Below are 19,412 nucleotides of genomic sequence, written 5' to 3' on the forward strand. Positions count from 1 at the left end.
AACGTGCCCGCAGAAAGCAGCAGACGCCCCACCCTCACCATCGCGGTCATCGGCACCGGCCCGCGCGGCATCTCCGTCCTGGAGCGGCTCGCCGTCCGGCTCGCGGAGGGCGAACTCGCCGACCACACCGTCCGTATCCACGCCATCGACGCCACCGAGCCGGGCGCCGGACGCGTCTGGCGCACCGACCAGGACGAGTGGTTCACCATGAACACCGTCGTCGGCCAGGTGACGATGTACTCCGGCGTCCCCGACGGCGGCCCGCCCCGACCCGGTGCCGGACCCTCCCTCGGGCAGTGGATCGCGCGGCGCGCCGCCACTCACGGCGAACCCCCGCTGGGCGCCGACGACTACGCCTCGCGGCGCCGGTACGGCCAGTACCTGCGCTCTGTCTACCGCACGATCGTCGATCACCTCCCGGCGAACGTCGAGCTGAGCGAGATACGCGGCTCGGTCACCTCCGTCGTCACCACCGCACGCGGTGGCTACGCCCTCGAACTCGACTGCTCGCCCTACCTGATCGAGGCCGACAAGGTCCTCCTCGCCACCGGACACCCGCGGAACGCGCCGGACCCGCACGAGGCCGAACTCCTCGACTTCGCGGCACGCCACCCCGGCACCACGTACCTGTGCGGTGACTCCGCGGCGGACATGCCGCTCTCCGTGCGCGAGATCGCCCCGGGCAGCACCGTCGGCATCCGGGGCATGGGCCTGTCGTTCTACGACGTGATGCTCTCCCTCACGGTCGGCCGCGGCGGCACCTTCGAGCAGGCGGGGGACGGCCGGCTCCGGTACGTGCCCAGCGGCCTCGAACCCAGGATCGTCACCGGGTCGCGCAGCGGGCTGCCGATCCCGGCCCGCGGCAGGAACCAGAAGGAGCCCGATCACACCTTCCGGCCGCGCTTCCTCACCAAGGAGGCCGTCGCCGCGGCCCGGAAGCGCCGGTACTCGGCCACCGGCAGCGACAGGCTGCGCTTCAACGAGGACGTACTGCCCCTGCTCCTGAAGGACCTCGACCATGTGTACCGCTCCGCACACCGGGCGTCGGGAGCCACAGAGCCGCTGCCGCCCCTCGACCTGCACGCGCTGGCCCGCCCCTTCAAGGACGCCCGGTTCGACTCTCCCGCGGCGTTCCGCGACCGGCTCGTGGAGGTCATGCGTGAGGACCTGGCGCAGGCCGCCCTGGGCAACGTAACGGGCCCGCTCAAGGCGGCGCTCGACGTGCTGCGCGACATCCGCAACGTGGTCAGGGAAGCCGTGGACTTCGGCGGACTGCACCCCGATTCCCACGCGGAGGAGTTCCAGCGGGACTTCGTGCCGGTCAACGCGCTGCTCTCGGCCGGTCCGCCCGTCGAACGGGTGGAGCAGCTGCTCGCCCTCGTGGAGAGCGGCGTGGTGGAGGTGGCCGGGCCCGCCACGCGGTTCACGGCGGACGAGGCCACGGGCCGCTTCCGGATCGGCTCGCCCCAGGTGGCCGGGTCCGACCGCGGCGCCGAGACGCTCATCGACGCCCGTATCCCCACCCCGAACCTGCACCGGGACGTCTCACCGCTGGCCCGGTCCCTGAGGGCCGGGGGCCTGGTCAGCGAGTTCATCCACGAGGAACCGGTCTCCGGCCGCACCCGCGCCACCGGCGGCCTCAACGTGACCATGGCGCCCTTCCACGTCGTCTCCGCCGACGGGACGGTCCGCTACGGCCTGTACGCCCTCGGTATCCCGACCGAGCACACCCGCTGGTTCACCCAGGTCGGCAGCGGCAAGCCGGGACTGAACACCCTGTTCCGGCAGGACGCCGACGCCATCGCCCGCGACATGCTGCGCGCGGCGCGCGACGCGGCCAGGACCGCGCCGGCCACCCTCGTCGCGGGACGTGCCGCATGAGCGTGCACAGCCCCGAGGGGAGCCGGGCCTTCCGCGCCGCCCGCGACATACTGCTCGACCACCACGGCGACCTCACCGGCGCCCGCGACGCCTTCTCCTGGCCCAGCCTCACCCACTTCAACTGGGCCTTCGACTGGTTCGACGTCATCGCCGAAGGCAACACGAAGACGGCCCTGCACCTCGTCGGAGCCGGCACGGCGGCCGACGAGCTCATCTCCTACGACGAGTTGTCGCTCCGCTCCGACCAAGTCGCCCACTGGCTCCGCGGCTTGGGCGTGCGGCGCGGGGACCACATCCTGATCGCCCTGCACAACGGCCGCGCCCTGTGGGAGACCATGCTGGCGGCGATCAAGCTGGGGGCGGTGGTGGTCCCCACCTACGCCACCGCGACCCCGGCCGACCTCGCCGACCGGCTGTCGCGGGCCGAGGTGCGGCACGTACTCACCGACGCCTCGCTCACCGGCCGCTTCGCCGGCGCGCCGGGCGACTGGACCCGCATCGCCACGGGCGCGCCGGTGCCCGGCTGGACGTCGTACGAGGAGTCGTGGACCGCGTCCGGCGAGCGGTTCGTGCCGGAGGTCCTCACCCGCGCCACTGACCCGCTGTTCCTCTACTTCACCTCGGGCACCACCTCCCGGCCCAAGATGGTGGCGCACACCCACAGCAGCTACCCGGTGGGCCACCTGTCCGGCATGTTCTGGAACGGACTGCGCCCCGGCGACACCCACCTGAACATCTCCGCGCCGGGCTGGGCCAAGCACGCCTGGAGCTCCTTCTTCGTGCCGTGGAACGCGGAGGCCACCGTGGTCGCGCTCACCGATCCGCGGCCCGCCGCCGCCGACATCCTCGACGCGCTGCGCACCCGGTCCGTCACCAGCTTCTGCGCCCCGCCCACCGTCTGGCGCGGCCTGCTCGCCGAAGGCCTCGGCGCGGTGCCGCCGGTGCTGCGGGAGGCCACCTGCGCCGGGGAGCCGCTGGAGGCGTCCCTCGTCGACCGGGTCGCGGGGGCCTGGGGCGTGCGGGTGCGCGACGGCTACGGCCAGACGGAGACCACCGCGCAGCTCGGCCACATATCCGGTGCCCGCACCACGCCCGGCACGATGGGCGGCGTCCTGCCGGGCTACGACGCGGTGGTCGTCGACCCCGCCTCCGGCCTGCCCACCGCGCCCGGCGCCACCGGCGAGCTCTGCCTCGAACTGACGAACCGGCCCATGGGCCTGATGACCGGCTACCTCGACGACGAGGAGAAGACCGCGCGGGCCTTCGCGGACGGCCGGTATCACACGGGAGACCTGGTCTCCCTCGGCGTCGACGGGGAGCTGCGCTACGCGGGCCGGGACGACGACATGTTCAAGTCGTTCGACCACCGCATCTCCCCGCTGGAGCTGGAGCGCGTGCTGCTGCGGCATCCCGCGGTGGCGCAGGTCGCCGTGGTCCCGGTGCCGGACCCCGTGGGCCTGTGGGTGCCGAAGGCCTTCGTGGTCCTCACCCCCGGCTGGCTCGACCGGGAGGGCGCGGCCAGGGCGCTGCTCGACTTCGCGGCCACCGAACTGCCGCCGGAGACGGCCGTCGCGGTCGTCGAGATCGCCGCACGGCTGCCGATGACGGTGTCGGGCAAGGTGCGGCGTGCCGCGCTGCGGGCCTCCGGGACGCTCGGCGCACCGGAGGTCCGCGCCCAGCTCGTCTGAGGCCGCCGGCCACCCGGGCCGCCCACCATGGTGGGCGGCCCACACCCCGATCCCCGTACGGCACCCGATCCGCCCCGCGGTGGCGGTCCCCCTGATGAGCCGCCCACCGGTGACCGCCCCAACGGGGTGCCGGTGCCACATCGTCCGCGCGTCCTCCAGCGGCCACTGTGGTGCTCAGCCCGATGCCGTACACCGAGCCAGAAGGGGGATCTCGTGGTTTCCACCGCACTCACGAGGCAGCCAGCAGGTCATGGGGAGAGGGCGCCCTCTTCGGCCTCGCGACTGACGGAGTACGTGCTGCCGCACTCCCTGCACCGCAGGGACCAGCTCAGCAAGGGCGAGCAGTACGTGGGCGGGCTGCTCGCCGCACAGGGACGCAAGTCCATGCGCAACATCGCCGCCCTGCTCGGCGGCGGCGCCGCGGAACAGAGCATGCACCACTTCATCAGCGCCTCGACGTGGGACTGGCGGCCCGCAAGGGAGGCACTCGCCCACTATCTCCAGCGGAGCGCGCCGCCGAGCGCCTGGGTGGTCCGGCCGCACGTCATCCCCAAGGTGGGGGAGTGGTCGGTGGGCGTCGACCCGCGGGGCGACAGACAGGCGGGCGATCCCTCCGGCGGCCAGTACGCCTACGGCCTGTGGTCGGCGTCGGACGAGCTGAGCGCCCCGGTGAACTGGCGCCTCTTCCTCTCGGACCGGTGGACCGGTGACCAGACCCGCAGACGCCGCGCGGGCATCCCCGCGGACGTCATCGGCGCCACCCCCGAGGAGTGCGCCACCGCGACCGCCCTGGACCCCCTGCGGAGCTGGCGGCTGCCCGCCCGGCCCGTGGTCTTCGACGTACCGGGCGCCGACGTGCGCCGCCTGGCCACCGAGTGCGACGCGCTCTCCGTGCCGCTGGTCGCCAGGGTCGGCTCGCTGACCGCCTGCGAAGTGGCCGCGCCGGCGCTGCCCGGCTTCGGGTCGGGCCCGCTCACCGCCCGCCACGTCCTGGAGTCCGTCAAGAGCCTGCGGCGCGCGGTGGAGTGGACCGACCACGCCTCGGGGCGCCGCCGCACCTCGCTGGCCCTGGCGGTACCGGTGGCTCTGCCCCGCCCCGTGCGGGGGGCGGCGCCCGCGGGACCCGAAGGCCGGCAACCGCTGCTGCTCGTCGGCGAGTGGGAAGACCCGCTGCTGCCGCCGGCCCACATCTGGCTCACCGACCTGACCCGGACCCCGCTCCCCGCACTGCTGCGCCTGACGAAGCTGAGCGGCTGGACCGCGCACGGCGCGGACAACGTCGGCGCCCGGGTCGGCCTGCGGGACTTCGAAGGCCGGTCCTTCAGCGGCTGGCACCGCCACATGACGCTGGCCTCCGTCGCGCACGCCGTCGCCGCGCTGTCGGAGATGCCCCCCTCGCCGGCCCGGACCCGCGCCTCGGTCGTCCTGGGACGCCGGGTCAGCGTCGTGCCGTCAGGCCGCCGCCCCGTGCGCGCACCGTGTGCCGGATCCGGTTCAGCCGGAGCGCGATCTGCACCTCGAGACGCTGCGTCGAGTCCTGCCAGCGCTCACCGAGCAGTTCGGTGATCCGCTCCAGCCTGCGGGCCACCGTGTTGGGGTGGACGTGCAGGGCGTCGGCCGTGCGGGTGGCGCTGCCCCCGAGGGAGAAGTAGGTCTCCAGGGTCCGGGTGAGCTCGGTGCCCTGCTGGGCGTCGTACTCGAGGATCGGGCCGATGGCGTCCGCGATGAACCCGCCCGCGTTGGGCTCGTCGGACAACAGAAGCCCCAGGAAACCCAGTTCGCGCGAGGAGGCGGCGCCGCCCGCCGAGCCGAGCGCGGTCAGCGCGTCCAGGCAGCGCTGCGCCTCCTGGAAGGCCTCCGAGAGCGCCTCCGCGGACGTGACGGGCCCCGCGCTGCCCACCGTCACCGGATGGCCGAGCGCCGCGGCGAACTCCGCGGCCACGGTCCGCCCGGCGGCCCCGGCGTCGGCACCCGGCAGCAGCAGCACGATCCCGTCCGACTCCACGCTCTTCAGGCCGGAGCGCTGATGCGCGTACGAGGACGCCCAGAAGGCCCCCCTGCCCTGCGGGTCCTTCTCGGGACGGGCCACGACGAGCACATGCGGCACGCTCAGGTCGACGGCGAGTCTGCGGGCGCGGTCGGCCAACTGCCGTGCGGACAGCTGCTCGCCGTGGATCAGGTCCTGGAACACCTCGCTGCGCACCTGGAGTTCGGCGAGGCTCGTGCTCTGGTGAAGGAGCAGGGAGACGGCGGCGACCTGCGCCGTCAGGGAGATGATGTGGGTCTGCTGTTCGTCGAGCGGCCGGTCCGTGGCGAGGATCAGCGTGCCGAGCGGTTCCTCGCCCGCCAGGATCGGGCACACCCAGGTGCCGCCGGGTGTCATCACCGGCCGCCCTCCGGGGTGCGCCCCCATGGCGACCTTGCGGAGTTCGGCCTCGTCGAGGCCCGGGACCGGCGTGGCCGTCAGATCGGTGCCGCCCGGGTCGCGGACCAGGAACGTGCCGCCGAGCAGTTCGCCCGCCTCGTCCACCAGGGTGTGGAGATCGCCGCCGCGCAGCACCAGGTCGATGAGCCTGGCGTAGACGAGGTTCAGCCGCTGCGCCGAGGCGTACGAGTCCTCGGCGCGGGAAGCGTCGAGCCGGAGCTCGCTCACCTCGTCCTGCGCCCGGCCGAGGCGTTGCGCCTTCTCGATCGCGACGGCCGCCAGGTCGCCGAGCGACGACATGAGGGTGATCTCGTCCGGCGTGAACGACCGCACCTGCCGGTGCCCGACGTAGAGCACGCCCAGGATGGCGGCGTCCCTGCGCAGCGGCACCCCGAGCACGGCACGCAATCCCTCCGCCCGCACCGCGCCGTGCGTGGTGTCGGTGCGCGGGATCTCCTCCTCGTTGAGGTAGTCGGCGGTCCACACGGGGGCGGCCCGCTCGGTCACCAGATTGCCGAGCCCGCCCGCGGTGGGCACCCGCATCCCCACGCTGACCATGCTGACGTGGCCGTCCGCCGCGTGCACCACCGACTCACCGCCCGCGGGGGAGTGGATCGACAGCCAGGCCATGTCGAGGCCGAGCAGGAAGCGGGCCCGGCGCGCGATGACGGTGAGCAGACTGCTCAGGTCATAGGGGCGGGTCAGCTCGCGCGCGGTGTCGATGAGCGCCGCGAGTCCGGTCTGCCGGCTGTGCTGCTGGGACATGAGCCCCTGCACGCGCAGCGCGAGGTCCCTGGCCCGCTCCACCTGCCTCAGCCGCTCGGGCGGCGCTCCCACGGCCAACTGGTCGAGTATCCCCACGATTTCATCGGTCGCGCTGCCCTGCTGCATGGTTCCTCCCCCGTGTGGCCGTCCGGCCCGGCCCGTGCCGTGCCGTCGCCCACAACCGCAGAACCATAAAGAAGGGTCAACTGGAGGTCAACAGATTGTTGAAGTGAAAAACGCAGGTCAGGGCGGGGACTCGGTGGCCGGGTCACCGCTGGTGGCGGCTCGGCCTGTCGCGGAGGCACCTTCCCGCGGCACTTTCGGGGCGGCAGGGTGAGGCCCACAACCGGTGGTCGACCTCTGTCGCAGAGTCACCGGAATCCCCTTTTTGGAGGCGCTCGATGACGCTGCACGTCCAGAACTATGAACGCTCCCTCGAACGCAGTCGCGCATCCCTGACCAGGAAGGACAGACCCCGTACCTTCCGTCTCTGCGACCGCGAGTGGGACCTCCTGGACGAGGTGTTCGCCCCCGTCTACTCTCCCTCGACGGGCATCGGCCTGGACTTCCTCGGCCTCGCCGGAGGCGCCCCGGCGGCCTCGACGCGGTCCTTCCTCGACGTGGGAACCGGCACCGGGGTCATCGCCGTCCAGGCGGCGCTGGCCGGCGCCGAGCGGGTCGTCGCCCTGGACATCAACCGCGGGGCGGTGCGCAACGCGGACCTCAACGCCCGCCGGCACGGCGTGGCGGACCGCGTGCGGTCGGTGCACAGCGACATGTTCGACGGACTCTCCCCGGACGAGCGCTTCGACACGGTCTTCTGGAGCTCCAACTACGTCCTCGCGCCCGAGGGTTACGAGTACCGCTCCGTCCACGAGTGCGCCTACGTCGACGTCGGCTACCGCGCCCACCGCCGCTTCCTGGCCGAGGCGCCCGCACGCCTGACACCGCACGGCAGGGCCCTGCTCCACTTCAGCACCCGCGGGGACCTCGACGCGCTGCGCCGGATCGCCGACGCGTGCGGCCGGGAACTGCGCACGGTCGCCACCGTCGACGTTCTCGAGGGCGTGTACGGCAGCGACCGCGTCGAGCACCTGCTCCTCGAAGTCGTCCCCGCCGGCCGCTGACCCCTGGAACAGACACTCGTGCGCACTCTGCTCGTCGACAACTACGACTCCTTCACCTACAACCTCTTCCACCACGTCACCGAGGCGACCGGCAGCGAACCCGTCGTGGTCCGCAACGACGACGCCCACTGGCACCCCGGCATGCTGTCCGGGTTCGACAGCGTGATCATCTCGCCGGGCCCCGGAAACCCCCGCCGCCCGGGTGACTTCGGGATCTGCCGGGAGATCGTCGAGCGGACCGAACTGCCGCTGCTCGGCATCTGCCTCGGCCACCAGGGCATCGGACTGGCCCACGGCGCCCGGGTCGGCCGGGCCCCGGAACCGCACCACGGACGGCTCTCCCCCGTCCTGCACGACGGGCGTGACCTGTTCCGAGGGCTGCCCTCACCGCTCGATGCGGTCCGCTACCACTCCTTGGCGGTGACCGACCTGCCGGCCGACCTGGCCGCCACCGCATGGACCCCGGACGGCGTGCTGATGGGCCTCCGCCACCGGACCAGGCCGATGTGGGGAGTGCAGTTCCACCCGGAGTCCATCTGTACGGAGTACGGCGTCCAACTCATGCGCAACTTCGCCGAGTTGTCGCGCGAGTGTGGGGTGGGGCGTCCCGTTCCCGCGTGGGTCGGGCGGCGCGTGGCCGCCGGTCTACCGCCCGCGGCGCCGGACGCGCCGACCCCGCGCAGGCTCCGGGTGCTGACCCGGCGGCTGCCGACCCGCTGGGGCGCGGAGGAGACGTACGACCGTCTCTTCCGCCCGAACGCGCACGCCTTCTGGCTCGACAGCAGCCGCTTCGACCCGGCCCGCGGCCGGTTCTCCGTCATGGGTGACGCCTCGGGGCCGCTGGCCCGCGTGGCCACCGCCGACGTCGCCAGCGGCACGGTCTCCGTGACCTCGCGCGCGGGCACGGAGGTGGTCGGCGGCTCCTTCCTCGACTGGCTCGACCGGGACCTGCGCGGCACGAGCGTGCAACTCCCGCGCCTGCCGACCGACTTCGCGCTCGGCTGGGTCGGATATCTCGGCTATGAACTCAAGGCGCAGTGCGGCGGTACGGCGGTACACCGCTCCCCGCAGCCCGACGCCGTCATGGTCTTCGCCGACCGCGCCCTGGTCCTCGACCACCTGACGGGCCTCACCCATCTGCTGGCCCTGGCCGAGGACGGACCGGCCGGCCGGGCGGATGCCGCCACCGACTGGCTGACGGCCACCGAGGACCTGCTCCGCGGCGCGCCCGGCCCGCCGCTCGCCGCACCCGTGCCGCCCGCCGGCGCGCACGAGCTCCGGCTCCGCCACGACCGCGCCGCCTACCTCGGCCTGATCGACGCGTGCCAGGAGGAACTGGCCGCGGGCGAGACGTACGAGGTGTGCCTCACCAACCACGCGGAGGTGCACGGGAGGTTCGACCCGTGGGAGGGGTACCGGCTGCTGCGCCGCGCCCACCCCGCGCCGTTCGGCGCCCTGCTCCAGTTCGACGGCTTCTCGGTGCTGAGCACCTCGCCCGAGCGCTTCCTGACGGTCTCGTCCGACGGGCTGATCGAGTCGAAGCCCATCAAGGGGACGAGGCCGCGCGGGGAGGGCCCCGCCCAGGACGCCGCGCACGTCGCCGACCTGCTGGGCAGCGAGAAGGACCGCGCCGAGAACCTCATGATCGTCGACCTGGTCCGCAACGACGTGGGGCGCTGCGCGCGGCCCGGCAGCGTACGGGTCACCGGGCTGTTCGAGGTGGAGACGTACGCCACCGTGCACCAGCTGGTGAGCACCGTGCAGGGGCGGCTGGCCCCGGGCCGCACCGCCGCGGACTGCGTGCGGGCGGCCTTCCCGGCCGGCTCCATGACCGGCGCCCCGAAGGTGCGCACGATGCGCATACTCGACCGGCTCGAAGGCGGGGCGCGCGGTGTCTACTCCGGCGCGCTCGGCTACTTCTCCCTGTCGGGAGCCGCCGACCTGAGTGTCGTCATCCGGACCGCGGTGGTCACCGACGACCGGGTCACCTATGGAGTCGGCGGAGCGATCGTCACGCTGTCCGACCCGGACGAGGAGTTCGAGGAGACGATGGTGAAGGCGGCACCGCTGCGGAGCCTGACGGGGGCGGGGCTCCCCGCGCGGACGGACGGCTGAGGAGGACCGACCCGTCCCCCGTCCCTCGCGTGTCCCCCGTGTCCCCGGGCCCTTGCCGGTCAGTGGGCGGCGGCGTGCCAGGCGTGCCGGCACCGGGTCAGCTCCGCCACGAGCAGATCCGAGGCCGTCCGGGGGCCGGGCCCGCCACCACCCGCGCCGCACAGCAGCAGTTCCTCCTCGCCCTCCCGCAGGCCCGGCATGACGTCGCCCCGCAACTCCACGCCCGATGCCGCCGCTTCGAGCTCCGGGGCGGTGAGGGCCACCCCGGTGTTCCAGCCGATCAGCCGGGGCAGGTGGTGCGGCCGGAGTGCCGACCACAGAAGTGTCGGGGGAGCGACACTGCCGGCCCGCAGCACCCGCCACCAGGTGTTCCTCAGACGTCGTTCGCGGAGTGCGTAGAGGAGGCGGGCCATCGCCACGCCGGCGGCCGGTGCGTCGGCGGTCGGTACGTCGGCGACCGGTGCGCGGACGTCGTCCAGGAGGCCGACCGGACAGGTCAGGCAGACGGGGGTCGCCAGCGGAGCGGCGCCCGCGACCAAGGCGCGCTCCATGCCGTCGAGCAGCGCGTCGAAGACCCGGTCGGCCTGCTCCACCGTGCAGACCAGCGTGGCGTCGACGCCGATGCCCAGGGCGAGGCACTCGCTCATCGCCTCCAGACCCGCCTCGGTGGCCGGAATCTGGACCAGCAGGTTCGACCGCTCCACGCGTGCCCGGAGCGACCGGGCGGCCCGTACGAGGGACGGAGCGTCATCGGCGTACGCGGGATCGACCGGGGCCGACACAAGGCCGGGCGACGGCCCGCCGAGCGGGGACGCCGCCGTGGTCCGCACCCGCTCGCACAGGTGCCGCACCGCCTGCGGGTCGGGCGGTACGTGAGCGGGGAGCAGCACACCGGCCGGGGACCGGAGGGTGCGCGGGAGGCGGTCCGGGACGGCGAGGGGTGGTGCGCCTTCCACGGCCAGCCACGACTGGACTCCTTCGGCGGCGAGTTGTTCCACGAGGCCGACGGCCCGTTGGCTCATCATGCGGCGGATCCTAAAGAGGGCCGCGCCGCCGGAACAGCGGCCCCCGCAGGCTCTGTCAGGTCTTCGGGACAGCGGGCGCGACTCACGGAGAAGACCGGGCCGAACCCCGCCCGCTCACACCCCAGTTGACGAAGTCACGCCCCGCGACCTGTGCGGTCACCCGTCGCGTACCTACTGTCTTGCCCGTCGCCGAGAGCATGCGCCGGACACCTGCCCGGGCCGCGCTCCGAAGCCGCCCACCACGGCGCGCCGCGTCTCCCCTTCGGCTGAACCCGCCCATGAACCTGCCCACAGGAGCACACATGCCCACCGCACCCACGACCATCGCCGACATCAAGGTGCCCGACAGCGTCCTGGCCAAGGAGGCCACCGAGCTGGTCCGGGACACGGCCGACGAACTGATCTTCCATCACTCCCGCCGCGTGTACCTCTTCGGCGCGCTTCAGGGGAACCGGCGCGGTCTGTCCTACGACGCCGAACTGCTCTACGTCGGCGCCATGTTCCACGACCTCGGCCTCACCGAGAAGCACCGCACGTCCACCCGCCGCTTCGAGATCGACGGCGCCGAGGACGCCAAGGAGTTCCTGCTGGCGCGCGGCGTCACCGAGGACGCGGCCCGGGTGGTCTGGGAGGCCGTCGCCCTGCACACCACCCCCGAGATCCCCACCCACATGGCCCCGGAGATCGCCCTGGTCACGGCCGGTGTCGAGCTCGACGTCCTCGGCATCGGCTACGACGACATCGATGACGAGCAGCGGGCCGCCGTCGTCGCGGCGCACCCCCGCCCCGACTTCAAGCGCCGGATCCTCCAGGCCTTCAACGACGGCATCGCGCACCGCCCCGACACCACCTTCGGCAACATCAAGGCCGACGTCCTCGCGCGCTACACCGAGGGATACGTGCGACCGAACTTCGTCGACGTCATCACGGAATCGCGCTGGCCCGAGTAGCCCACCGACGGCCGCCCACCCCACTCGTCACCACTCGTCACCCACCGAGAAAGGCTCCGTGACACCGTCATGAAGTCCATCCGTCTCCACACCGACTCCCTCAAGCGCTGGGCGGTCTTCGGCTCGCTCACCGCCCTGAGCCTCGCCACCACGGTCACCGGTCCCGCGTCCGCGGCGGCCGGCGACGCCGCGGCGACTCCGCTCGCCGTCCAGGCGCGGGCCGACGGCGACAACGTCGTCGTGCAGTGGAACAAGCTGATCAGCGAAGCCATGGCGGTGAACAACCAGGGCTCCATGCACCCCACTCCGCCGCCGGTCGGCGGCCGGACGCTCGCCGTCGTGCACAACGCGATGTACGACGCCTGGGCCGCGTACGACGAGAAGGCCGTCGGCACCCAGCTCGGCGGCGACCTGCGCCGCCCCGCGGCGGAGCGCACCGAGGCCAACAAGCGCAAGGCGGTCAGCTTCGCGGCGCACCGCGCGCTGAGCGACCTGTTCCCCAAGCAGCGGGCGACGTTCGACGCCAAGCTCGCGGCGCTCGGCTACGACGCGGCCGAGGCCGGCACCGCGGCGGCGGGAACGCCCGCCGCCGTGGCGGTCGAGGCGACCGACGCGCTGCTCGAGGTCCGCCACCAGGACGGCTCCAACCAGCTGGGCACCCCGCCGTACACGTCGCCGGAGGGCTTCTACAAGCCGGTCAACCCGGCGCAGGACGTGAACGACTTCGACAAGAGCAAGATCGTCGACCCGAGCCGGTGGGCGCCGCTGACCATGAACGGCATGACGCACAACTTCCTCACCCCGCACTTCGCGGCGGCGAAGCCGTTCGTCATCAACGACGTGAACAGCTACCTGCCGCCGGCGCCACCGAAGTACGGCAGCCCCGCCTCGAAGCGCGCCATAGCCCAGCAGATGCGCATCAACGCCAATCTGACGGAGCGCCAGAAGGCCCTGGCCGAGTACTGGCAGTACCGGGACACCTCGTCCTCGTCCATCCCGCAGGAGTGGGCGGCCTTCGTGTCCAAGCGCGACCACCACGGCCTCGACGAGGACGTGAAGCTGTTCTTCGCCCTGAACATCGCGGAGGGCGATGAGGCGGTCGTCGACTGGAAGACCAAGGTCCACTTCGACTACGGCCGTCCGATCACCATGATCCGCTACGCGATGGACGGAAAGAAGATCCGCGGCTACGCGGGCCCCGGCCAGGGCACCAAGGTGATCGACGGCGCCAAGTGGCAGCCGTACCTGAAGACGCCGGCCTTCGCGGCCTACGGCTCCGGTCACACCGGCTTCACCGCCGCCGGGGCGGAGATCCTCCAGCGGTTCACCGGCTCCGACGAGTACGGCGGGACGGGCGTCATCAAGGCGGGCAGCTCGGGCATCGAGACCGGCATGCCGTCGAAGGACCTCGCCCTCAAGTGGGACACGTTCTCCGAAGCGGCCCAGCAGGTGGGCGAGTCGCGCCTGTGGGGCGGCGTGCACTGGGAGTTCGACCACACCGAGGCCGACACCCAGGCCCGCGAACTCGCCCGCGACGTCTGGACGGAGTCCCAGCAGTACTTCGACGGCACCCACCCGGACGCCTGATCCCCCGTCCGGAGCCTCCGCCGGACACATGAGCCGCCCCCGAGCCGGGGCATGTTACTCCGCCCGCCCATGGCCGAACCCACCCCCTCTCGGATCACCGTGGGCGAGCAGCATGTTTGCATATGCTCATGATCGTTTACGTACCGGACACGTCCGAGCCCCGGACGTACGTGGACCGCATCCTCGACCACTGGCACAGGGACGACGGCGTCGAGGCGCTCGTGCAGGGGGAGCGGCGGTTGACGCGGGGGCAGGCTCGGCGGCGGTTGTTCGGGCTGGGGCACGCGCTGCGTCGGCAGGGGCTCTCGCCCGGTGACGGAGTGGGACTGTTCCTGGCCAACCGGGTCGACTCCGTACTGGTGCAGCTCGCCGTCCACCTCATCGGCTGCCGCGTCGTGTTCCTGCCGCCCGAGCCCGGACCGGGCGAACTCGCCGCGCTGGTCGAGCAGTCCCGGGCCCGTGCCGTCGTCACCGATCCGCTCTTCGCGCGGCGGGCCGCCGACGCGGCCGGCCGCAGCGTCCGTGCCCCCGTGCTGCTGAGCCTCGGGCCCTGTGAGGGGACGGGGGAGGAGGCCGTGGATCTGCTGGCCGTCGCCGAGGAGTGCCCGGACGTGCGGCCCGAGCGCGCGCCCGCCCCGGGCGCCGACGAGGCCGTCACCGTGCTCTACACCGGCGGCACCCTCGGCCGTCCCAAGCTCGCCGCGCACAGCCACCGGCTCTACGACGCGCTGGTGGACCTGGCGGAGGACAGGGAGAAGGGGCTCGGTCCCGTGGGGCTCCCGGCCGAGGCCCCGGCGGGGAGCACGGACCGCGTGCTCGCCGCCACGCTGCTGACGCACGGCAGCGGTCACCTCACCTCGATCCAGGCCCTGGTGACCGGTTCCGTCCTCGTCGTGCTGCCCGAGTTCGAAGCGGGTGCGGCGCTCGCGGTGCTGCGGGAGGAGCGGATCACCGCCACCATGTTCGTACCGCCGATGCTGTACGCGCTCCTCGACCACCCCGAGTGCGAGCCGGGCGTGCTTCCCGCGCTGCGGCGGATCGTGGTGGGCGGCGCGGCCTCCTCGCCCAGCAGGCTCCAGCAGGCGGTCGAGGTCTTCGGACCCGTGATCAGCCAGGGGTACGGGCAGTCGGAGGCGCTCGGCATCGCCGCGTTCGGCGCGGAGGAGCTCGCCTCGGAGAGCGCCGGGCGGCCCGAACTCTGGCGCAGCTGCGGACGCGCGATATCCGACACCGAGATCGAGATCCGCGCCGAGGACAGCGCCGTGGCGCTGCCCGTCCGGCAGGTCGGCGAGGTGTGCGTGCGGGGCGAGACGGTGATGCTCGGTTATTACGAGGATCCGGAGCGCACCGCGCAGGCGCTCCAGGACGGCTGGCTGCGCACCGGGGACCTGGGCTATCTCGACGCCGAGGGGCACCTCTTCCTCGTCGACCGGGCCAAGGACATCATCGTCACCGGCAGCACCAGCGACAACGTCTACTCCCGCGTCCTCGAGGACTTCCTGCTCACGCTGCCCGGGGTGCGCAACGCGGCGGCGCTCGGTGTGCCGGACGAGGAGTACGGGGAGGCCGTGCAGGTCTTCCTGGCCACGGCCGAGGACGCCGACGTCGACCCGGAGGCCGTCGGCGCGGCGGTCACCGCCGAGCTGGGGGAGCTGTACACGCCCCGGAAGACGGTCCTGCTCGACCGGCTGCCGACGACGAAGGTCGGCAAGGTGGACAAGAAGGCGTTGCGTGCCGCGTGGGTGGCGGGGGCGGTCACCGGCGCCGCGTAGGCGCTGTCGGCGCGGACCGGGCGGGTGACCTTCGGCGGCGTCGGCGTGGCCTCGGCGGATGTGTGCGTTATGCCCGGATGTCGACGGGTACCTCTATGCGGGCAAAAGGGCCAAAGGGCTGAAGAGTCAAAGGGCCAGAGGACGCAAGGAGACGGGACGCACATGCAGATCGGTTACAAGCTCGCCGCCGAGGCCTTCGGCCCGGCGGAACTGGTGCGCCAGGCGGTGCTGGCCGAGCAGGCGGGCTTCGACTTCGTCGAGATCAGCGATCACTACCATCCCTGGCTCGACAACCAGGGGCATTCGCCGTTCGCCTGGACGGTGCTCGGCAGCATCGCGGCCAAGACGGAACGGATCGAGCTGGCGACCGGCGTGACGTGCCCGACGGTGCGCTACCACCCGGCGATCATCGCGCAGGCGGCCGCCACCCTCGCCCTGCTGTCGGAGGGCCGTTTCGTGCTCGGACTCGGTTCGGGCGAGCGGCTCAACGAGCACGTCACCGGCGTCGGTTTCCCGGACGCCGTCTCCACCCGGCACGAGATGTTCAGGGAGGCCCTGGAGATCATCAGGCTGCTGTGGAGCGGCGGCTACCGGTCGTACGAGGGAAAGCACCTGCGGCTCACGGACGCCCGCGTGTTCGACCTGCCAGAGACACTTCCGCTGATCGCGGTGGCCGCCAGCGGCAAGGCCTCGACGGCGCTCGCCGCGGAGCTGGGCGACGGCCTGTTCGCCACGGAGGACAAGCCCGAGATCGTCCGGCAGTACCGGGAGGCGGGCGGCACCGGTCCGCGGTACGCGGAGGTGCCGATGGCGTGGGCGCCCGACGAGCACACCGGGGCCAAGGCCGCCCTGGAGACGTCGCGTTGGGCCATGACCGGGTGGAAGGTCATGAGCGAGCTGCCCAATCCGGTCAACTTCGACGCCGCGACCACGACCGTGCGCGAGGAGGACATCCGGGAGAAGTTCGCCTGCGGCACGGACCCCGCGCGGTACGTCGAGGTGGCGCAGAAGTTCGTCGACGCGGGATTCGACAGGCTGGTCATGCAGAACGCCGGGCCCGACCCCGACGGCTTCATCGACTTCTACCAGCGCGAACTCGACGGCCGTATGCGCCAGTTGCGGCCGAGCGACGCGTAGCGCCGCCGACCGCACAGAAGACCACGCCGAGGCCGGCCGCGTGGAGCACGCGGCCGGCCTCGGCGTGCGTCAGCCCGCCGCGTTGTCGACGCGCAGCCGCACCTGTTCCTCCAGCCGCTGAAGGCTGCGGTCGAGAGCGGTGTGCACGGCCTCTTCACCCGGGTCGTGCCCCTCCTCGAAGAAGGACAGGTGCACCGTGACCTCACTGGTCCCGCTGTCCAGGCCGGCCACCTGGAGCCAGCCGGTGTAGCCGCCCTGCTCGCGGGTGCCCCACTCCAGCCGCAGCTGGTCGCGGCGGGCCCGCAGCTGGGCGGAGACGTCCTGGTCGGTGCGGTCCTCGTGCACGGTGACGGCGGGCGGCTCCCCGGCGTCCACGTGCAGGTCCTGCGGCAGCCACGCGTCCATCTGGCCGACGTCGGAGGCCTGATCGAAGACGTGCTCCGGCAGCGCGGGCATCGTGCGTGAACGTTCGTACTCGGTCATCGCGTACGCCGCCGTCAGCGGCCGAGGGCCTTGGCGAGTTCGTCCTTGTTCATCGACGAACGGCCGTCGATGTTGCGCTTCTTCGCCTCCGCGTACAGCTGGTCCTTCGTCGGCCCCTGGGAGCCGCTGTGCGAGCGCTCGCCCCCGCGTTGCGGGGCGGACTTGCGGTCCTGGGTGGACGTCTTGCTCGCGGTCTTCGACTCACCGGAGCGGGCCCGTTCCTTGTTCACGGTGCGCGCGGCGATCTCCTTCGCGCGGCCCTTGGAGGTGCCGCGCTTCTCGGCGCTCTCCTTGATGTGCTCGTACTGACGCTCTCGCTTCGGGCTGGAACCCTGCGGCATGGTGTGCTCCTTCCAGACCGGATGGGCTGCTTGACCGCATCCGCTTCACGGTGACTTCTCGCGTACCCGACGGTCGGCTACTCATCCGGGAATCCCGGAAAGCCGGAAAATCCGGGCAGACCGGCTGCAATCCATCTGATGCGCGGCGCAGGAGGTGTGCGAGCAGACGGCGACCGAACGGATGAGGAGGCGCCCCGGAGCCGGCCGGTCACCTGTCCTTCTCGCTGCTGTCGCCCTCCGCGGCGCCGGGCCGGTCGCCGCGGTGCCGGCTGCCCGGCAGCATCTCCTGCACCTTGGCCTTGAAGCCCTGCTTGAGCACGGAGCCGCGGTCGCTGTCCCCGTGCAGGATCGCCGAGGCGGCGGCCTCGATCTGGTCCAGCGAGGCGTGCGGCGGGATCGGCGGGACGGCCGGGTCGGTGCGGAAGTCGATGACGAAGGGCCGGTCCGCGGCGAGCGCCTGGTCCCAGGCGGCCTCGACCTGCTCGGGCTTCTCCACCCGTACGCCGCCGAGGCCCATGGAGCGTGCGAGGTCGGCGTAGGGCAGATCGGGCAGGTGCTGCGACTCCTCGAACTGCGGGGCGCCCGACATCGCCCGCATCTCCCAGGTGACCTGGTTGAGGTCGCCGTTGTTCAGGACGGCCACGATCAGGCGCGGGTCGGACCACTCGTGGTGGTACTTCGCGGCGGTGACCATCTCCATCATGCCGTTCATCTGCATGGCGCCGTCGCCGACGATGGCGATCGCCGGCCGGTCCGGGTGGGCGAACTTGGCGCCGATGGCGTAGGGCACGCCCGGCCCCATCGTCGCCAGCGTGCCGGAGAGCGAACCGCGCATGGTGCCGCGCAGCCGCAGGTGCCGGGCGTACCAGTTGGCGGCGGAGCCGGAGTCCGCGGAGAGGATCGCGTCGCCGGGCAGTTTGCCGTCCAGGGCGTGGACCACGTACTCCGGGTTGATCGGGTCGGCGTCCACCGCGGCACGGCGCTGCATGACCTCCCACCACCGCGCGACGTCCTTCTCGACCTTCTCGCGCCAGGCCCGGCTCTCCTTGCGGTGCAGGCGCGGCAGGAGGCGTTGCAGCGTCTCGCGCGCGTCGCCGACGAGGTTCACCTCGAACGGATACCGCAGACCGATCATGTGCGGGTCGATGTCGATCTGCACCGCCCGCGCCTGGTCGAAGTCGGGCAGGAACTGCGCGTAGGGGAAGCTGGAGCCGATCATCAGCAGGGTGTCGCACTCCTGCATCAGCTCGTACGACGGCCTCGTGCCGAGCAGCCCGATCGCGCCCGTGACGTAGGGCAGGTCGTCCGGCAGCGCGTCCTTGCCGAGCAGCGCCTTGGCGACGCCCGCGCCGAGCACGTCCGCGAGCCGCTCGACCTCGTCGCGGGCGCCGCGCGCACCCTGCCCGATGAGGACGGCCACCTTCTCGCCGGCGTTCAGGACCTCGGCCGCGCGCGCGATGTCCTCGTCCGCGGGCACGGGTGCGTACCGCCCGAGGCCGAGGCTTGAGGGCACCATCTTGAACGCGTGCGTCGGCGGGGAGTACTCCAGCTCCTGCACGTCGGCGGGGATGATGACCGCCGTGACCGTGCGCTTGGCGTAGGCCGTGCGCATCGCGCGGTCGATGACGTTGGGCAGCTGCTCGGGAACCGTCACGGTCTCGCAGAAGTCGGACGCGACGTCCTTGTACAAACTCGCGAGGTCCACTTCCTGCTGGTAGGAGCCGCCCATGGCGCTGCGGTTGGTCTGGCCGACCAGCGCCACGACCGGGACGTGGTCGAGCTTCGCGTCGTACAGGCCGTTCAGCAGGTGGATCGCGCCCGGCCCCGACGTCGCGGCACACACGCCGACCTTGCCGGAGAACTTGGCGTACCCCACCGCTTGGAAGGCCGCCATCTCCTCGTGGCGGGCCTGCACGAACCTCGGCCTGTTGTCGGCCCGCCCCCATGCCGCGAGCAGACCGTTGATCCCGTCCCCGGCGTAGGCGAAGACGTGCTCCACGTCCCACTCGCGCAGGCGCTGGAGGATGTAGTCGGAAACCTTCGTGGTGGCCATGCGGAATCTCCGGTGTCATGTCGTTATGAGCGGTATTGGCCGCCCTGTACCCCTAACACCGGG

General features: G+C 72.4%; 13 protein-coding genes and 1 pseudogene. 9 read left to right on the forward strand and 5 right to left on the reverse strand.

Annotation, left to right across the window (positions count from 1 at the left end):
• Positions 1-3 precede the first annotated feature (3 nt).
• From ACZ4Z4_RS09555 to ACZ4Z4_RS09565, 3 genes are all read left to right on the forward strand, one after another.
• A complete protein-coding gene (locus ACZ4Z4_RS09555; protein ID WP_468324586.1) occupies positions 4-1,881 on the forward strand; it encodes an FAD/NAD(P)-binding protein in 1,878 nt (625 codons plus the stop codon).
• Positions 1,878-3,569 carry an AMP-binding protein gene (locus tag ACZ4Z4_RS09560; protein ID WP_468324589.1) on the forward strand — a complete coding sequence of 564 codons (1,692 nt, stop codon included), beginning with the start codon at positions 1,878-1,880 and terminating at the stop codon, positions 3,567-3,569. The genes ACZ4Z4_RS09555 and ACZ4Z4_RS09560 overlap by 4 nt, the downstream gene beginning before the upstream one ends.
• Before the next feature lie 294 nt (positions 3,570-3,863).
• Positions 3,864-5,135: an IS701 family transposase gene (locus ACZ4Z4_RS09565; protein ID WP_468324591.1), complete on the forward strand. Its 1,272-nt coding sequence runs from the start codon at positions 3,864-3,866 to the stop codon at positions 5,133-5,135.
• On the opposite strand, the pseudogene ACZ4Z4_RS09570 reads toward ACZ4Z4_RS09565, so the two are convergent.
• Positions 5,125-6,885 (reverse strand): annotated as a pseudogene (locus ACZ4Z4_RS09570) (helix-turn-helix domain-containing protein); the annotation flags it as partial. The gene ACZ4Z4_RS09565 and the pseudogene ACZ4Z4_RS09570 sit on opposite strands and share 11 nt — an antisense overlap.
• Positions 6,886-7,160: 275 nt before the next feature.
• Between ACZ4Z4_RS09570 and ACZ4Z4_RS09575 the strand changes: the two are divergent.
• Positions 7,161-7,886 (forward strand): 50S ribosomal protein L11 methyltransferase, encoded by a 726-nt coding sequence (locus ACZ4Z4_RS09575; RefSeq protein ID WP_468324594.1) that lies wholly within the window; start codon positions 7,161-7,163, stop codon positions 7,884-7,886.
• An 18-nt stretch (positions 7,887-7,904) separates the two neighbouring features.
• Complete coding sequence (gene pabB / locus ACZ4Z4_RS09580; protein WP_468324596.1) at positions 7,905-10,001, forward strand: aminodeoxychorismate synthase component I; 2,097 nt, start codon at positions 7,905-7,907, stop codon at positions 9,999-10,001.
• 59 nt (positions 10,002-10,060) lie between these two features.
• On the opposite strand, the gene ACZ4Z4_RS09585 is transcribed toward pabB, so the two are convergent.
• On the reverse strand, positions 10,061-11,026 hold the full coding sequence (locus tag ACZ4Z4_RS09585) for a transaldolase family protein (protein ID WP_468324599.1): 966 nt from the start codon (positions 11,024-11,026) through the stop codon (positions 10,061-10,063).
• A gap of 302 nt (positions 11,027-11,328) precedes the next feature.
• Here ACZ4Z4_RS09585 and ACZ4Z4_RS09590 point away from each other — a divergent pair, with 302 nt between their 5' ends.
• The 4 genes from ACZ4Z4_RS09590 to ACZ4Z4_RS09605 all read left to right on the forward strand — a co-directional run bounded on the left by ACZ4Z4_RS09590 (position 11,329) and on the right by ACZ4Z4_RS09605 (position 16,472).
• Positions 11,329-11,976, forward strand: coding sequence for an HD domain-containing protein (locus tag ACZ4Z4_RS09590; RefSeq protein ID WP_468324602.1), 648 nt, complete (start codon positions 11,329-11,331; stop codon positions 11,974-11,976).
• A 69-nt stretch (positions 11,977-12,045) separates the two neighbouring features.
• The gene (locus ACZ4Z4_RS09595) at positions 12,046-13,563 is read left to right on the forward strand and encodes a vanadium-dependent haloperoxidase (protein WP_468324604.1); all 1,518 of its coding nucleotides are present in this window, start codon (positions 12,046-12,048) and stop codon (positions 13,561-13,563) included.
• Positions 13,564-13,691: 128 nt separating this feature from the next.
• A complete protein-coding gene (locus ACZ4Z4_RS09600; RefSeq protein ID WP_468324606.1) occupies positions 13,692-15,335 on the forward strand; it encodes a class I adenylate-forming enzyme family protein in 1,644 nt (547 codons plus the stop codon).
• Positions 15,336-15,497: 162 nt separating this feature from the next.
• On the forward strand, positions 15,498-16,472 hold the full coding sequence (locus tag ACZ4Z4_RS09605; protein ID WP_468324608.1) for a TIGR03557 family F420-dependent LLM class oxidoreductase: 975 nt from the start codon (positions 15,498-15,500) through the stop codon (positions 16,470-16,472).
• 69 nt (positions 16,473-16,541) lie between these two features.
• Here the strand turns inward: ACZ4Z4_RS09605 and ACZ4Z4_RS09610 are convergent, their stop codons facing one another.
• From ACZ4Z4_RS09610 to ACZ4Z4_RS09620, 3 genes are all read right to left on the reverse strand, one after another.
• Positions 16,542-16,955: an SRPBCC family protein gene (locus tag ACZ4Z4_RS09610; RefSeq protein ID WP_468324610.1), complete on the reverse strand. Its 414-nt coding sequence runs from the start codon at positions 16,953-16,955 to the stop codon at positions 16,542-16,544.
• Between the two features lie 14 nt (positions 16,956-16,969).
• Positions 16,970-17,296, reverse strand: coding sequence for a plasmid stabilization protein (locus tag ACZ4Z4_RS09615; protein ID WP_468324612.1), 327 nt, complete (start codon positions 17,294-17,296; stop codon positions 16,970-16,972).
• 208 nt (positions 17,297-17,504) lie between these two features.
• Complete coding sequence (locus ACZ4Z4_RS09620; RefSeq protein ID WP_468324615.1) at positions 17,505-19,349, reverse strand: thiamine pyrophosphate-requiring protein; 1,845 nt, start codon at positions 19,347-19,349, stop codon at positions 17,505-17,507.
• Between the last annotated feature and the right edge of the window lie 63 nt (positions 19,350-19,412).

The organism is Streptomyces sp. NPDC030245 (genome assembly GCF_055572995.1).

Coding starts and splice junctions, on each gene's coding strand:
- ACZ4Z4_RS09560 (WP_468324589.1), top strand. CDS start 1,878: ATGAGCGTGCACAGCCCCGAGGGGAGCCGGGCCTTCCGCGCCGCCCGC.
- ACZ4Z4_RS09575 (WP_468324594.1), top strand. CDS start 7,161: ATGACGCTGCACGTCCAGAACTATGAACGCTCCCTCGAACGCAGTCGC.
- ACZ4Z4_RS09585 (WP_468324599.1), bottom strand. CDS start 11,026: ATGATGAGCCAACGGGCCGTCGGCCTCGTGGAACAACTCGCCGCCGAA.
- ACZ4Z4_RS09590 (WP_468324602.1), top strand. CDS start 11,329: ATGCCCACCGCACCCACGACCATCGCCGACATCAAGGTGCCCGACAGC.
- ACZ4Z4_RS09595 (WP_468324604.1), top strand. CDS start 12,046: ATGAAGTCCATCCGTCTCCACACCGACTCCCTCAAGCGCTGGGCGGTC.
- ACZ4Z4_RS09600 (WP_468324606.1), top strand. CDS start 13,692: ATGATCGTTTACGTACCGGACACGTCCGAGCCCCGGACGTACGTGGAC.
- ACZ4Z4_RS09605 (WP_468324608.1), top strand. CDS start 15,498: ATGCAGATCGGTTACAAGCTCGCCGCCGAGGCCTTCGGCCCGGCGGAA.
- ACZ4Z4_RS09610 (WP_468324610.1), bottom strand. CDS start 16,955: ATGACCGAGTACGAACGTTCACGCACGATGCCCGCGCTGCCGGAGCAC.
- ACZ4Z4_RS09615 (WP_468324612.1), bottom strand. CDS start 17,296: ATGCCGCAGGGTTCCAGCCCGAAGCGAGAGCGTCAGTACGAGCACATC.
- ACZ4Z4_RS09620 (WP_468324615.1), bottom strand. CDS start 19,349: ATGGCCACCACGAAGGTTTCCGACTACATCCTCCAGCGCCTGCGCGAG.